Here is a 13,867-nt window from a genome sequence, read left to right on the forward strand (position 1 = left end):
GTCCCTAGCGCTTCGGCCAGTACCAGAGGGGTTCGTCCAGGGGGCCCTCGCGGCCCGCCACTTCGGTCTGGCCGAAATCCTTGAGCAGGGTGATGGTCCGCAGGTCCACGCGGTGGCGGTGGACGCCCGACGCCAGGGCCTCCGCCAGGGGCGCGGCGTGGGTGACCACCACCGTCTGGGTGGTCCGGGCCACCGTCAGGATCAGGTCCGCGAGAGGGCCCAGCAGGTCGGGGTGGAGGCTGGTCTCCGGCTCGTTGAGGACCATCAGGGCGGGCGGGCGCGGGGTCAGCAGGGCGGCCGTCCACAGCAGGTAGCGCAGCGTCCCGTCGGAGAGTTCCGCCGCGCCCAGCGGGCGCAGCAACCCGTGCTGGTGCAGCTCCAGTTCGAAGCGGCCGTCCCGTTCCGCGACCGCCACGCCGCTGCCCGGGAAGGCCGCCTCGACGGCGGCGTCCAGCGCCGCGTGGTCGCCGGTCTCCCGGATCGTCTGCAGCGCGGCCGGCAGGTCGGAGCCGTCCGCGGCGAGTACCGGCGTACGGGTTCCGACGCGCGGGGTGCGGGCCGGCGCGTCGGCGTCCGTGCGGACGTGGTCGTAGAACCGCCAGGAGCGGATCAGTTCGCGCAGGGCCAGCAGGTCGGGGGCCAGTTGCGGGTCCGCGAGCTCGCTGAGCATGGAGTCGTACGGGCGCAGGGCGCCCTGGGTGCGGTGCCAGCCGCCGTCCGCGGTCCGGGTGCGCACGGCGGGCCCGGCGCGGTCCGAGAGCAGGGCGGCGGGGCGCAGCACCGGCCCGGCCCAGGTGCACTCCCGTTTGATCTCGGGGTCCAGACCGAAGAGCGAGCCGGGGACGGGGGAGGGGTGGCCGAAGTCCACCGCGTAGCCGAACTCGTCCCCGGCGAAGCCGAGCCGCAGGCTCACCGGTTCGGAGCGAACGGTCGGCTCGACCGCGTACCGGCCTTCGCGCACGGCCCGGCCGGTCTTCTCCGGGCCGGCCCACAGGGTGGAGGGCAGACCGCCCTCCCGGGCCAGCGCCGCGATGGCGCCGCCCCGCGCGGAGTCCGCCAGCAGCCGCAGGGACCGGTACAGGCTGGACTTGCCCGTGCCGTTGGCGCCCGTCACCACGGTGAGCCGGCCGAGGGGGACGATGAGTTTGCGCAGGGAGCGGTAGTTCTCCACCGCGAGCGTCGTGATCATGCGGCGGTTAGGCCTCCGGGTGCTCTTCGGGGGCCAGGAAGCGGCCCATCGGCAGCACCTGGCGGCCCCAGGTGCTCGCCATGATCTGCCCGGCGAGCAGGTACGTGGCTCCGAGCGCGGCCAGCAGACCGCTCCAGCCGGTGATCCGGTTCCAGACCACCGAGCCGGTGAACCCGCTGATCGTCATGGCCACGAAGACCACCAGCACGCACGTGAACGTGGACAGCAGCACCAGGTGGATCCGCCAGCTGCCGATCCACAGCACGAACACCACGAAGACCCACGGCAGCGTGAACAGCCCGCTCACGTCCCCGCGCAGCGCCGGATCGGTGGCCGGCAGCACCCACTGGAGCAGCAGGGCCTTGGACATCCAGAACAGCCCGAAGCCGCCGAAGACCGTGGCGTGCCAGGTGTCGCCGCGCTGCGCCTGGAAGAGCCCGGCCAGCAGCTGGGCGAGCCCGCCGATGAAGAACCCGACCAGCGGCAGCACGGAGTGGCTGAGCTTCTCGGGGAAGATGCCCGCGTCGATGCCGGTCGCGATGGTGGTGACCACGATGAAGCCGGTGAGGCCCAAGGGGCCCAGCTGCGCCTGCGCACTGGGCTCCATCCGCTTGACGGAGACGGCCTGTTCGGCCGGGCCCATCCGGTTGCGGACGTGGATCGGGTTGTTCATCGCACGGCTTCCCGCTCCGGCAGGGCGTCCGGTCCTTCGGGGAGTCCGCTGCCCACCGCGGCTCCCGCCTTGCCCCTGCGGCCCGCCGCACAGGCCATCGTGACCGCGGAGCCGAGCACCGCCCAGCCGCTCAGGACCAGCAGCGACCCGGTGATGTCATTGCCCTTGAAGTACGCGATCGAGCGCGCGGCGTACGTCCCCGCACCCGGCGGCAGCCACGGGCCGATGGCCTTCCAGAACGGCGGCAGCAGCGGGTACGGGTAGGCGCCGCCGGCGCTCGGGTTGCCGAGCACCACCACCAGCAGGATCGCCAGGCCGATGCCGACCACGCCCGCGAGGCCCTGGAAGGCCAGGGTGATCGCGCCGACGGCGAAGACGACGAGGGTGCCGAGCCCCCACAGGGCCCAGATGCTGCCGGGCAGTGCGCCCAGGACCGGGTCGGCGATCACCGCGCCCAGCAGCCCGGCCGCGATGGAGTACACCAGCAGGGCGCCGAGCCGGATGACGGCCCGGTGGACGTTCGCGGGCCGGGCGCCCGCGCTGATCGCGAGGATCGCGGCGCACAGGTAGCCGCCCACGCACCAGCCCACGACCAGGTAGAACGAGCTCAGGCCGCGCGCGTCGCCGGCGGCGGTGGGGGCCACGTCCACGACGCGGACGGTACGCCCCTGGGTCTTCTCCACGGCGCCGACGATCTGCTCGACGGCCTGGGACAGGGAGGCCCCGCCGCCGCTCGCGACCAGCAGCTTGTCGGTCGTGCCGGCCGGGTCGACGATCAGCGCGCCGTCCACGTCCCGGTTATGGATCTGCCGCAGCGCCGTCGCCTCGTCCTGGACGGCACGGGGGTCGAGCGGCTTGCCGGGCAGCGCGGAGAGCTGTTTCGCCGTCTGCTCGGCGATCGGTGCGGCGGGCGCGGCCACGGCGATCGGGATCTCGCTGGGTTTGGGGTGATGGAAGGCCCCGACGTACGAGGTGATGAAGGCGAGCTGGAGCGCCAGTACGCCCAGGACCAGGAGAGCGGCCCGGGTGGTGACGGCGTCCTTGATCTCGGCGAGGAAGCCGCCGGACTGCCCTTGGTCTGCGGGGGTGGGCTGGGTCATGTCTCACACGCTCGGCGTACCGGGCGCCCGGCGCAGCAGGGGAGGGCCGAATGGATGACGGCCGCCGGGGCGGGCCGCCGGGACGCGCCGCGGATTTTTTACCGCCGCGTAACTTCCCAGTTTTGCTACTCGCCCGTAATTTAGCGGCTGCAGCACCCCCTTGTGATCCGGATCACGGGATGCACCCCCACGTACTTCCCGCGCCATCCCTCGTTATCCCCCTTGAACCGCGAGGAGATCACACGATGCTGCCCTGGAGACGCCTGCTCCGCCCGCTGGCCGTCCTCACCCTGACCGCCGCCGCGCTCGTCGCCCCCACCGGAGCGGCCCAAGCCGCCTCGGCGCCGAGCAGCGGCTGGAACAACTGGTCCTGCAAACCGTCCGCCGCCCACCCCCGGCCCGTCGTCCTGGTCCACGGAACCTTCGGGAACTCCGTCGACAACTGGCTCGGCTTCGCCCCGTACCTCGTCCACCGGGGCTACTGCGTCTACTCCCTCGACTACGGGCAACTGCCCGGCGTCCCCTTCTTCAACGGGCTCGGCCCCATCGAGCAGTCCGCCGGACAGCTCGACGCCTTCGTGAACAAGGTCCTCGCCTCCACGGGGGCGGCCGAGACCGACATCGTCGGCCACTCCCAGGGCGGCATGATGCCGCGCTACTACCTGAAGTTCCTCGGCGGCGCCGCCAAGGTCAACGCCCTGGTGGGGCTCGCCCCCGACAACCACGGGACGACCCTGCTCGGCCTCACCAAGCTCCTCCCGTACTTCCCCGGGGCCGGGGACCTGATCAGCGAGGCCACCCCGGGCCTCGCCGACCAGATCGCCGGATCGCCCTTCCAGAACAAGCTCAACGAGGGCGGGGACACCGTCCCCGGAGTCGCGTACACGGTGATCGCCACCCGCTACGACGAGGTGGTCACCCCGTACCGGAGCCAGTTCCTGAGCGGGCCGAACGTCCGCAACGTGCTGCTCCAGGACCTGTGCGCGGTGGACCTCTCGGAGCACGTGGCCATCGGGCTCACCGACCGGATCGCCTGGCACGAGGCCGTCAACGCCCTCGACCCGGCGCACGCCGAACGGACCACCTGCGCGTCCGTCTTCTCCTGACGGAGAAGGAGACGGCGGCGGCGGGCGGCCCCGACGGGCCGCCCGCCCTGCGCGTCAGCGGCCGTGGCGGCCCGGGGTCGCACGGCGGCGGGCCAGCCCGAACAGCACGGCCGCACCGACGGCCAGGATGCCGGCCCCGCCGATCGCGATCAGCGGGGTGGCGCTGCTGCCGCCCGTCTCCGCGAGGCCGGTCCCGCTCTTCGAGGGGATCGGGGACGGGGCGCCGCCGCCGTTGGTCTTCGGGTCGTTGTCCCCGTGCCCGTGGTGCTCCACCGTGGACTTGTCGGCGCCTGCGGAGATCTGCTCGTCGGTGGGGGCCGACGGGAGCTGCGAGGGGAGTTCCGAGGGGAGCGTGGACGGCTGCTGCGAGGGCACGGAACTCGGCTTGGAACTGGGCTTCCCGCTCGGCCTGGCACTGGGCTTGCCGCCGTTGTCCTTCCCGAAGACCACGTCCGAGCAGGTGTAGAAGGCCTCCGGGCTGTCCGAGCGCTGCCAGACGCTGTAGATCAGGTGCCGGCCGGTCTTGTTCGGGACGGTGCCGGAGAAGACGTAGTCGCCGTTCTGCATCCCCGGGTCGGTGACCTTCGCGAAGGGCGCCGGCTCGAGGTCGGACCACTTCAGCGGCTTCGACGGGTCGTAGCCGTCCTTCGTCACGTACAGCTCGAAGGAGCCCCTGTGCGGGGCGGTCCCCTTGTAGCGGAAGGTGTGCGCGCCCGCGGCCATCGGGCTCGCCGGCCAGTCGGCACGCGCCAGGTCCAGCCCCCGGTACTTGTCGTTGCCCGCCGAGCACAGCTGTCCGTCCGGGATCAGCGCCTTGCTCTTGCCGGCCGCGTTGGCGATGTTCACCGCGTTCCAGTCGTAGAACGCCTGCGCCCCGCTCGCCGCGACCGCCGCCTTGCAGGCCGCCGACTTCGGGGACTCCGGGCCCTCCGCGTAGCACGCCGCCACCCGGCTCACCGGGTCCGTCATCGAACCGTGGGCGGTCGCCGGGGCGACGGCGTACGCGGCCACCGCGAGCGGGGCGAGACCGGCTGCGATGCGGGCGGCGGTACGGCGTGCGGGCATGGTGGATCTCCTCTGGGCACGGCACAGGGCTGCGCGAGTCGTGGGTGCGCCGGAAGACCGGGGCTGTGCGGCGCCGCCCCTCACGGGTTCGCGGCGCCGCCTCCGGCCCTCCCTGGCCCAGCCAAACTAACCGCCCGGAACCCGAGTTCCCCCGGGTTCGGGACCTCGGAGCCGATCCTTAGGGCGCAGTTAAGGAGCCACTAAGCGGGCCCTACAGAAAGCGCCCGACGGGGCCCGGGATCAGGCCAGCAGGGCGGACAGGCCGGCCGTCGAGCGGGCCTGGGCGTCCAGGGCGTCCAGGGCCCGTACCGCCTGGGCGGCCGCCTCGGGGTCGGTGTCGGCGAGCCCGCTCTCGGCGAACTCGTCCTCGTCGAGCCGCAGCACCGTGCTCCCGTCGGCCGATACCCACAGGTCGAGGTCCAGGTCCTCGATCAGGATCACCCCGTCCTGCACCGACGCCGGGCGGGTGATGTCGCAGTACCAGCCCTTGAGGACGCCCTCGCCCGTCCGCACCTCCTTGACCGCGTACCAGCGGTCGCGCCAGAAGTGCTCGGTGAACACGTCGCCCGGCTCGAAGCGGACGAAGCCGAAGTCGCGTACCCCGGGGGCCGCCCAGGGGGCCCGTACGGTGATCCGGGTGCCCGTGTCGGCCACCAGCTCGGCCGGGTAACTGATCTTCGTACGGCCCGCCTTGGTGAGGGTGACGGTCAATCGGTCGGTCATCGTGTTCTCTCCTGTTCTCACAACTGCTTGGTGTAGCGGATCTCCGTGGCGCACACCTCGTACCCGAACCGGGCGTTGACGGCGAGCATCGGAGCATTGCCGGTGTCGTTGCCGGTGAACGCCTCGGTGCAGCCGGCCGCGCGGGCCCGCTGCAGCGAATCGATCTTGGCCATTCTGGCCAGTCCCCGGCCGCGGAACGGGCGCAGGGTGGCGGTCATGGCGGAGGAGTACCGCCCGGCCCCGTCGGTGTGGGCGGCGGTGAAGCCCGCCACCCGGCCGTCCACCAGGACCACGGTGGTGAGCTCCCGGTCGAGGTACGGGTGCTCCCAGGTGCCCAGCAGCCAGTCCTCGTAGTCGTCGAACTCCACCGGAACGTCGCCCGGTTCGTCCAGGGTCGCCGCCGCGTCGGCCTCGAAGAGCGGGCGCGGATCGGCGGCGAAGGCCGAGCCGGGGCGCAGCTCCACTCCGTCCGGCAGCTTCCCGGGCAGCGCCGGCAGGTCGGCCTTGGTGAGGTCGAGGCGCAGGAAGTGCGCGGAGCGGGAGGGCCGGTACCCGCGGTGCTCGGCGAAGGCGCGGTGCGCCGGCTCGTCGAGGACCCAGGCGAACGAAGCCCGTGCGCGCTCGGCCCGGAGATGCTCCTCGGCCGCGTCGAGCAGTGCGCTTCCGGCGCCCAGGCCGCGGTGGGCGGGGTCCACGTAGGCGTTGACGAATCCCTGGCCGGGCTCGGGGCTCTCGTGGGCGATGCCGACCTGGGCGGTGCCGATGACCAGGCCGCCTGCATTCTCGGGGTGCTCGGCGACGAGGAGGCGGTAGCGCTTGTCGGGGTGGGCCGATGCGAGCTCGTGGGCCACGCCGCCGGCCGTGCCGATCATGAAGGGGAGGGCGGCGCGGCGCACCCGTACGACGGACTCGGCGTCCCGCGGGTCGGTGGGGCGCACATCGCGAATGGTGGTGATCACCTGTGCGACGGTAGGGCGGCAGGGCGGCCGGCGCCTGCGAATTTCCCGGCGGATGGGGGACAATCAGCCGCGTGACCTCGACTTCTCCGCACCTGAAGATCCGCATCGACGGCGCGCCGGGCGCCGCCGCCCCGTACGAGCAGCTGCGCTCCCAGATCGCCTCCGGGGCGCGGGCGGGCCGGCTGCCCGCCGGGTTCAAACTGCCGACGGTCCGCGGGCTCGCGGAGGACCTGGGGCTGGCGGCGAACACGGTCGCGAAGGCGTACCGGGCGCTGGAGTCGGACGGCGTGATCGAGACGCGCGGCCGGGCCGGCAGCTTCGTGGCGGCGTCCGGTGACGGTTCCGCCCGGGAGGCGGCCACCGCCGCGCAGGCCTACGCGGAGCGGGCGCGACGGCTCGGCCTCACCTTCGACGAGGCGACCGCCGCGGCACTGGACGCGCTGCGCGCGCGGTACGCGGACTGACCCCCGGGCCCGCTCCGCACTGCACGGCCGGCACGCTCTGCACGGCCGGCACCGCCGGAGGCCGCCCCCTGACCGGCGGTGCCCCGCCGGTCAGTCCTTGCGCGGGAACAGCCGGGCCTGGAGGTGGTGCTGCATGGGCTGGCCCACCGCGGCCATCTCCTGCACGATCGTCAGCCCGCCCTCCTGGAGCGCGTACCGGCGTCGCATGCCGGTGACCTCCTTGGCCAGCGGGGTCAGCCCCACCGTGTCGGTGGCCATCTCGATCTCCGTGCCGGAGACCCGGCCGACGTACGTCTCGACGATGCCCGTCGGGTGGGCGAGCGTGACCTCGACCGAGGCGTCCGGGAGGATGCGCCACCATCCGGTCTCCCGGCCGGCGGGGCGCACGGCCGTGCCGGAGTCGTCGATCAGCCACGCGCGGGACTCGTAGACGAGGAAGGGCCGGCCGTCGTGGCTGAAGGTGATCTCCTGCTCGTACCGGAAGCCGTGCTCCAGGGTCGGGTACTCGCCGCTGCCCCGTCCGTGCCAGCGTCCGATGAGGCCGAGCACCGGCTGGAGTTGCGGGTGCGGGTCGGGGCCCTCGCCGAGGACGTGGCTGTCGGGGAAGGGATTCTCCTGCGCCGGTTCGAGCACGGTGCGTTCTCCTGTTCGTGGGTCCCCCGGAGGTGCGGACGGCCGGTGGGGGCCTTCGGCCGCGCCCCCATTGTCCTCGGCGTGCGCGCCGGACCCGTGCGCGCCCCGCGCGGTGGGACCCGTGGGCCGGGCCGCCGCACGTGCGCGTGCCGCACCTACAAGTACAGCCCGGCCTCCGTGTCGTGGGCCTGCGGCGGCAGCAGCGCGGCGGGGCCCGACGCGCCGCGGCGCAGGGCGAAGAGCTCCGCCAGCGTCGCGCCCTCGCGGGAGATGCCCTCGTCGGTGCCGAGCCAGTCCACCGCCTCGCGGTGCGTCAGCCGGCCGATCTCGATGCGGGCGAGGCACCGCCCGGGCCGGACCACCGCCGGGTGGAGCCGCTCCAGGTCCTCGTTGGTCGTGACGCCCACCAGGACGTTGCGGCCCTGGCCGAGGAGGCCGTCCGTGAGGTTCAGCAGCCGTGACAGCGCCTGCCCGGCGGTGTGCCGGGCCTCGCCGCGGATCAACTCGTCGCAGTCCTCCAGGAGCAGCAGCCGCCAGCGGCTCTTCGCCGTGCCCTCGTCCTCGCCGATCGCGATGTCCATCAGGTAGCCGATGTCGTTGAACAGCCGCTCCGGGTCCAGTACGCAGTCCACCTGGCACCAGTCCCGCCAGGACCGGGCGAGCGTGCGCAGGGCGGAGGTCTTCCCGGTGCCCGGCGGGCCGTGCAGCAGGAGTAGCCGGCCGGCGATGTCGTCGGGGGTGACCTTCATCAGCCGGTCCATCGCCCCGGCCACGGGAGCCGTGTAGTTGGGCCGCACCTCTTCCCAGGTGCCGGCCGCGATCTGCCGGGTCGTCCGGTAGGGGCCGCGGCGCGGAGAGACGTACCAGAAGCCCATCGCGACGTTCTCGGGCTGGGGTTCGGGCTCGTCCTGCGCACCCTCGGTGGCCTCGCCGAGCACACCGGCGGCGAGTTCCTCGCTGACCGCCGTCACGGTGACGTCCGCGCCCCGGCTCCAGCGGGAGACGAGCATGGTCCAGCCCTCGCCCTCGGCGAGCGTCGCGCTGCGGTCGCTGTCGCGGGCGGAGCGCAACACCGTGGCCCCGGACGGCAGCAGGGTCACGCCGGGCTTGACCCGGTCGATCGACACGCTGTGCGAGTGGGGCTGCTCGCCGGACGCGAAGCGGCCGAGGAACAGCGCGTCGACGACGTCCGACGGGGAGTCGCTGTCGTCGACGTTGAGCCGGATCGGCAGCGCGTCCTGAGGGTTGGCTGGCATGGCGCCCATGATCCGGCACGAACTGGCCTCATGCACCCGTGTTTCGCCGGAACGGGTGGCGGGATTCCCTCTTCAAACGCCGTGCGGGTGAAGATTCGCGCCGCATGTCCGCCCCGAACATTCTTGGCATGGACACTTCCAGCCGACCTCGGTTCCTTGTACCACGGACTCAGGAGTAACTCCGGAGTAACCCCCCACGAGGAGCCGCACACATGAGCATGAAAATGCCTCGTTTCGCCGCCTTGGCCTCTGCCCTGTTACTCGCCGCGGGCGCAGCCCTGTTCGGAGCCGGTCCGGCAACCGCCGCCGCCGACTTCGGCTACGTCGCCCTCGGCGACTCCTACTCCTCCGGCGTCGGCGCCGGCAACTACGACAGCGCCAGCGGGAACTGCAAGCGCACCCCCCGCGCCTACCCGGCCCTCTGGGCCGCCGCACACTCCCCCCAGACCTTCTCCTTCGCCGCCTGCTCGGGCGCTCGTACGGGTGATGTGATGAGCGGCCAGCTCACCCCGCTGAACGCCGGCACCGACCTCGTCAGCATCACCATCGGCGGCAACGACGCAGGATTCTCCGACGTCATGACCACCTGTGTGCTCCAGTCCGAAGCCACCTGCGTCAGCCGGGTCAACCAGGCCAAGGCGTACGTCGACTCCACCCTCCCCGGCCAGCTCGACCAGGTCTACAACGCGATCCACAGCCGGTCCCCGGGCGCCCGCGTGGTCGTCCTCGGCTATCCCCGCTTCTACAAGCTGAACGGCACCTGCGTGGCCGGGCTGTCGGAGGGCGAGCGCACGGCCATCAACGGCGCCTCCGACTACCTCAACGCCGCCATCGCCAAACGCGCCGCCAACCACGGCTTCGCCTTCGCCTCGGTCGCCGGCGCCTTCACCGGGCACGAGATCTGCTCCGGCAGCGAGTGGCTGCACAGCCTCAACTGGCTGAACATCGGTGAGTCCTACCACCCGACCGCCGCCGGACAGTCCGGCGGCTACCTGCCCGTCTTCACCAACGCGGCCTGACGCATCACGGCCTGACGCGTCACGGACCGGCGCGTCACGGGCTGGCGGTCGGACCCGGGTTGGGTGACGGGGAAGAGGTGGGTCCGGACGTGCTCGGAGAGGAGGCCCCGCCCGTCGGGGTCTCCTTTTCGCACGTCACCGAGAACTCCAGCCAGGCCGAAGCCGCCTCCGACGGCGCCCGGACCTCCAGCCGCACCGCGTCCTCGAAGGTCGCGTCCGGGTCGTGCGTCAGCTCCGTGTGGTCCAGCCGTACGCTCGTCGGCCCGCCCGCCGGATACGCGAGGGTCCGCCAGCCGGGGCCCGAGGTCTTGCCGCTGCGCGTGGTCCACCGGTACTCCACCATCGCCGGGGTCCGCTCCACCGTCACGGTGGCGGTGAAGGCGGGCGCCTCGGCGGCGGGCGGCGGGCACTCACCGCGGTAGGCGTCCCGGACGGCCTGGACGGCGGACAGGGTGATGCCCGGAGGCGGAGTCGCCGAAGGAGAGGGAGAAGGGGAGGCGGAGGGCGAGGGAGACCCGCTCGGCGAGGGGGTCGGGGAAGGCGGAGCGCTCTGCGTGGCGGTCGGTGCGGTCGTCGCCCCGCCATCGCCGTCCCCGCCCGCGTTGCGGTCCTTCAGCAGCAGCCATCCCAGCAGCACCACCACCGCGAGCAGCACCACGATCCCGCCGCCCAGCACCAGTCCGGCCCCGTTCCCCCCGTTCCCCCCGGCTTCCGGGGGCAGCGTCCGCGCCGATCCCGTACCGGGCGGCGGCAGCGGTGGGGTGGGGTGGCCGTACCGGTTCTGCAGCACCGAGGTCGGGCCGTCCGCGCCGATGCCCGCCCCCGCCGTCGCAGCCGTCGCGGGACCCGACACCGGCCCGCCGGAGGCGCGTACGGTCCCTCCCGCGCCGACGATGCGCAGCATCCGGGCCGCCTCGGCCGCGGACAGCCGCTCCGCGGGATCCTTGACCAGCAGCCCCTCCAGCACGGGCGTCAGCGGCCCGGCCCGCCGCGGCGCCGGGAACTGCTCGTCCACGACCGCCCGCAGCGTGGCCACCGGGGACTCCCGGTGGAAGGGGGAGACCCCCTCCACGGCCAGGTACAGCGTCACCCCGAGCGCCCACAGGTCCGACCCGGGACCCGGCTCGCGCCCCAACGCCCGCTCGGGCGGCAGGAATTCGGGGGACCCGACCACCTCGCCCGTCATGGTGATGGCGGTGGAGCCCTCCAGGCTCGCGATTCCGAAGTCGCCGAGCACCACGCGGCCGTCGTTGGCGATCAGCACGTTGCCCGGTTTGACGTCCCGGTGCAGCACCCCCGCCTCGTGTGCGGAGCGCAGTGCGGCCAGTACCTGTTCGCCGATGTGCGCGGTCCGCTGTGGGGTGAGCGGCCCGTCGCCCTCCAGGACCTCCGCGAGCGAGAGTCCCCGTACGATCTCCATCACGATCCAGGGCCGGCCGTCCTCGGTGGCCACGTCGTAGACGGTGACCACGCCCCGGTGCGAGACGCGGGCCGCGGCCCAGGCCTCCCGCTCCAGGCGCCGGTACATCCGGGCCACCTCGGCCTCGTCCATCCCGGCCGGGGCGCGTACTTCCTTGACGGCGACCTCGCGCCCCAGGACCTCGTCCCGGGCCCGCCACACCATGCCCATCCCGCCGCGGCCGAGCGGGCCCAGCAGGCGGTAGCGTCCGGCGATGACGCGGTCGTCGGCGCCGTCCCCGTTCGACGCGGACTCAGTCACCGAAAGCCTCATTCACGCGCGCCCCCAAGAGCGTTACCGGACGATCACTCCAAGTTAGCGCAGAGCGTGCGCCGTGGCTCCGGTCGCGACAGGAGTCACGCGGAGTCACGCAGTCGGCGCGGATGTGGTTGCAGGTCCCCCGAACCCCGTTGAATTTCGCGGAGAGTGACGATCGACTCCGCTGAGTAATCGTCAACTCCCGCTCGCCACACGGGCAATTCACACCACCGGGATACCCGTGCGCGACGTGGGGACGATAGGGTTACCCTGCCCGGTGGGCCGGGTGCCCTCATACGGGTGGGGAGAGACATGGAACAGATAGCAATGCGCAGCAGGCCGCCTCGCGTGCCTGCCATCACATGCGGCAGTGGTGCGACCAGTTCGCGCCTCGACCGCCACCTCGCCGTGCTGGGCGGTCCCGCCGTCCCGCACCGCGAGACCGCCGAGGCGACGCTGCTCATGCGCGAGCTCACCTCGCGCGACCACACGCACCGGCTGCGGAGCCGGAGCGCGCGCGTATCGCTCTTCGCGCCGCTGCGGAGGCTCCGGCGCACCCTCTTCGGCAGCCGCCGTTCGTAACCGTCCGGTCGGGGGGTGTTCCCGCCCCCGCAGTGCCGCCGCTCCGTCCCCGGCCTGATCAACCCTGCCCAGTCAGCGAACCACGCCGTCCCGGCGCAATGCCGTGATCTGTTCGCCCGTCATCCCCAGGGCGTGCAGCAGGGCTTCGGTGTGTTCGCCGAGCGCGGGCACCGCACCCATGTGCGGTGCCGCGCCGCCGGGCAGTCCGATCGGCGGCAGCAGGGCCCGCAGCGGGCCCGCAGGCGAGCCCACCTCCCGCCAGCGGTCCCGGGCCTCCAGCTGCGGGTGCGCGGCGAGCTGTGCCACCGAGTTCAGCCGTGCGCAGGCGATGCCCGCGGCCTCCAGCCGCTCGATCGCCGCGTCCGCGCCGAGCCGGCCCAGCGCTTCGGCGACCACCGCGTCGGTCTTCTCCCGGTTCGCGGTCCGCGCGGAGTTCGTCGCGAATCCCGGATCGTCGGCCAACTCCGGGCGCTCCAGCAGCTGTTCGGCCAGCCGCAGCCATTCCCGGTCGTTCTGTACCGACAGCAGCACCCGGTCGCCGTCCGCCGTCGCGTAGGCGTCGTAGGGCGCGATCACGGCGTGCGCGAGGCCCGTCCGCACCGGCTGTTCCCCGCCGTGCATGGTGTGGTGCAGCGGATGCCCCATCCACTCGGCGAGCGCGTCGAGCATCGACACCTCCACCCTGCCGCCCCGCCCGGTGATCCCGCGGCGCAGGAGGGCGGCGAGCACGCCCGAGAAGGCGTACATGGCGGCCGCGATGTCCGCCGCCGGGATGCCCGCCTTGACCGGCTGCTCCGGGGTGCCGGTCACCGAGACCAGGCCGGCCTCGCACTGGACGAGCATGTCGTAGGCGCGCTTGTGGGCGTACGGGCCTTCGGGGCCGTAGCCGGAGACGTCCACGGCGACCAGCCGGGGGTAGCGGGTGCACAGCGAGGCGGAGTCGAGCCCGAGCCGGGCGGCGGCCCCCTGGGCGAGGTTCTGCACGAAGACGTCGGCCCCGTCGAGCAGCCGGTGCAGGACCTCCCGCCCGCGCGGGTCCTTGAGGTCGAGCGCGAGCGACTCCTTCCCCCGGTTGGCCCACACGAAATGTGAGGCGAGACCGTGCGCGGCGGTGTCGTAGCCGCGGGCGAAGTCCCCGCCGTCGGGCCGCTCGATCTTGATCACCCGGGCGCCGAGGTCGGCGAGCTGGCGGGTGGCGAAGGGCGCGGATACGGCCTGCTCGACCGAGACGACGGTGATGCCGTCGAGGGGGAGGGGGTCGGTGGCCTGCGTGTCGCTGTGGCGGTCGGGTGTCATGACGCTCTGCCTACCGGCCTGGAGGGGGATCTGTCACCACGCAGGGTGGCGACATCCCCCATTCCTGGCGATTTGTCTGCGTATG

General features: G+C 73.0%; 14 protein-coding genes. 4 read left to right on the forward strand and 10 right to left on the reverse strand.

Annotation, left to right across the window (positions count from 1 at the left end; translation table 11 throughout):
- Positions 1-4 precede the first annotated feature (4 nt).
- From ACFRU2_RS20945 to ACFRU2_RS20955, 3 genes are read right to left on the reverse strand one after another with little or no spacing between them, the layout of a single operon-like run.
- Entirely contained in the window at positions 5-1,189 is a 1,185-nt protein-coding gene (locus ACFRU2_RS20945) for an AAA family ATPase (RefSeq protein ID WP_382974138.1), read from the reverse strand.
- A 7-nt stretch (positions 1,190-1,196) separates the two neighbouring features.
- A complete protein-coding gene (locus tag ACFRU2_RS20950; protein WP_250740280.1) occupies positions 1,197-1,862 on the reverse strand; it encodes an acetate uptake transporter in 666 nt (221 codons plus the stop codon).
- On the reverse strand, positions 1,859-2,962 hold the full coding sequence (locus ACFRU2_RS20955; RefSeq protein WP_382974139.1) for a DUF3533 domain-containing protein: 1,104 nt from the start codon (positions 2,960-2,962) through the stop codon (positions 1,859-1,861). The genes ACFRU2_RS20950 and ACFRU2_RS20955 overlap by 4 nt, the downstream gene beginning before the upstream one ends.
- 245 nt (positions 2,963-3,207) lie before the next feature.
- On the opposite strand from ACFRU2_RS20955, the gene ACFRU2_RS20960 reads away from it, so the two are divergent.
- Entirely contained in the window at positions 3,208-4,068 is an 861-nt protein-coding gene (locus ACFRU2_RS20960) for an esterase/lipase family protein (protein ID WP_382974140.1), read from the forward strand.
- Between the two features lie 54 nt (positions 4,069-4,122).
- Here the strand turns inward: ACFRU2_RS20960 and ACFRU2_RS20965 are convergent, their stop codons facing one another.
- The 3 genes from ACFRU2_RS20965 to ACFRU2_RS20975 all read right to left on the reverse strand — a co-directional run bounded on the left by ACFRU2_RS20965 (position 4,123) and on the right by ACFRU2_RS20975 (position 6,815).
- Positions 4,123-5,133 carry a lytic polysaccharide monooxygenase gene (locus ACFRU2_RS20965; RefSeq protein WP_382974142.1) on the reverse strand — a complete coding sequence of 337 codons (1,011 nt, stop codon included), beginning with the start codon at positions 5,131-5,133 and terminating at the stop codon, positions 4,123-4,125.
- A 240-nt stretch (positions 5,134-5,373) separates the two neighbouring features.
- Positions 5,374-5,856, reverse strand: a complete 483-nt coding sequence (locus ACFRU2_RS20970) for a DUF402 domain-containing protein (RefSeq protein ID WP_382974145.1) — start codon at positions 5,854-5,856, stop codon at positions 5,374-5,376.
- Between the two features lie 17 nt (positions 5,857-5,873).
- Positions 5,874-6,815 carry a GNAT family N-acetyltransferase gene (locus ACFRU2_RS20975; RefSeq protein WP_382974147.1) on the reverse strand — a complete coding sequence of 314 codons (942 nt, stop codon included), beginning with the start codon at positions 6,813-6,815 and terminating at the stop codon, positions 5,874-5,876.
- Between the two features lie 71 nt (positions 6,816-6,886).
- On the opposite strand from ACFRU2_RS20975, the gene ACFRU2_RS20980 reads away from it, so the two are divergent.
- Positions 6,887-7,279: a GntR family transcriptional regulator gene (locus ACFRU2_RS20980; protein ID WP_382974149.1), complete on the forward strand. Its 393-nt coding sequence runs from the start codon at positions 6,887-6,889 to the stop codon at positions 7,277-7,279.
- A gap of 90 nt (positions 7,280-7,369) precedes the next feature.
- Here the strand turns inward: ACFRU2_RS20980 and ACFRU2_RS20985 are convergent, their stop codons facing one another.
- Together ACFRU2_RS20985 and ACFRU2_RS20990 are read right to left on the reverse strand one after the other, a co-directional pair.
- The gene (locus tag ACFRU2_RS20985) at positions 7,370-7,912 is read right to left on the reverse strand and encodes an FABP family protein (protein ID WP_382974151.1); all 543 of its coding nucleotides are present in this window, start codon (positions 7,910-7,912) and stop codon (positions 7,370-7,372) included.
- Positions 7,913-8,067: 155 nt separating this feature from the next.
- The gene (locus ACFRU2_RS20990) at positions 8,068-9,168 is read right to left on the reverse strand and encodes a DUF5925 domain-containing protein (protein ID WP_382974154.1); all 1,101 of its coding nucleotides are present in this window, start codon (positions 9,166-9,168) and stop codon (positions 8,068-8,070) included.
- A gap of 218 nt (positions 9,169-9,386) precedes the next feature.
- Between ACFRU2_RS20990 and ACFRU2_RS20995 the strand changes: the two genes are divergently transcribed.
- Entirely contained in the window at positions 9,387-10,187 is an 801-nt protein-coding gene (locus ACFRU2_RS20995; RefSeq protein WP_382974624.1) for an SGNH/GDSL hydrolase family protein, read from the forward strand.
- 34 nt (positions 10,188-10,221) lie between these two features.
- Here ACFRU2_RS20995 and ACFRU2_RS21000 read toward each other — a convergent pair whose 3' ends face one another.
- Positions 10,222-11,919, reverse strand: coding sequence for a serine/threonine-protein kinase (locus tag ACFRU2_RS21000; RefSeq protein ID WP_382974156.1), 1,698 nt, complete (start codon positions 11,917-11,919; stop codon positions 10,222-10,224).
- Between the two features lie 297 nt (positions 11,920-12,216).
- Between ACFRU2_RS21000 and ACFRU2_RS21005 the strand changes: the two genes are divergently transcribed.
- Positions 12,217-12,486: a hypothetical protein gene (locus ACFRU2_RS21005; protein ID WP_030720225.1), complete on the forward strand. Its 270-nt coding sequence runs from the start codon at positions 12,217-12,219 to the stop codon at positions 12,484-12,486.
- A gap of 72 nt (positions 12,487-12,558) precedes the next feature.
- Here ACFRU2_RS21005 and ACFRU2_RS21010 read toward each other — a convergent pair whose 3' ends face one another.
- Positions 12,559-13,782, reverse strand: coding sequence for a CaiB/BaiF CoA transferase family protein (locus tag ACFRU2_RS21010; protein ID WP_382974158.1), 1,224 nt, complete (start codon positions 13,780-13,782; stop codon positions 12,559-12,561).
- Between the last annotated feature and the right edge of the window lie 85 nt (positions 13,783-13,867).

Source organism: Streptomyces sp. NPDC056883 (genome assembly GCF_042788835.1).
In the GTDB taxonomy this organism is placed as follows: Bacteria; Actinomycetota; Actinomycetes; order Streptomycetales; family Streptomycetaceae; genus Streptomyces; species Streptomyces stoeckheimensis.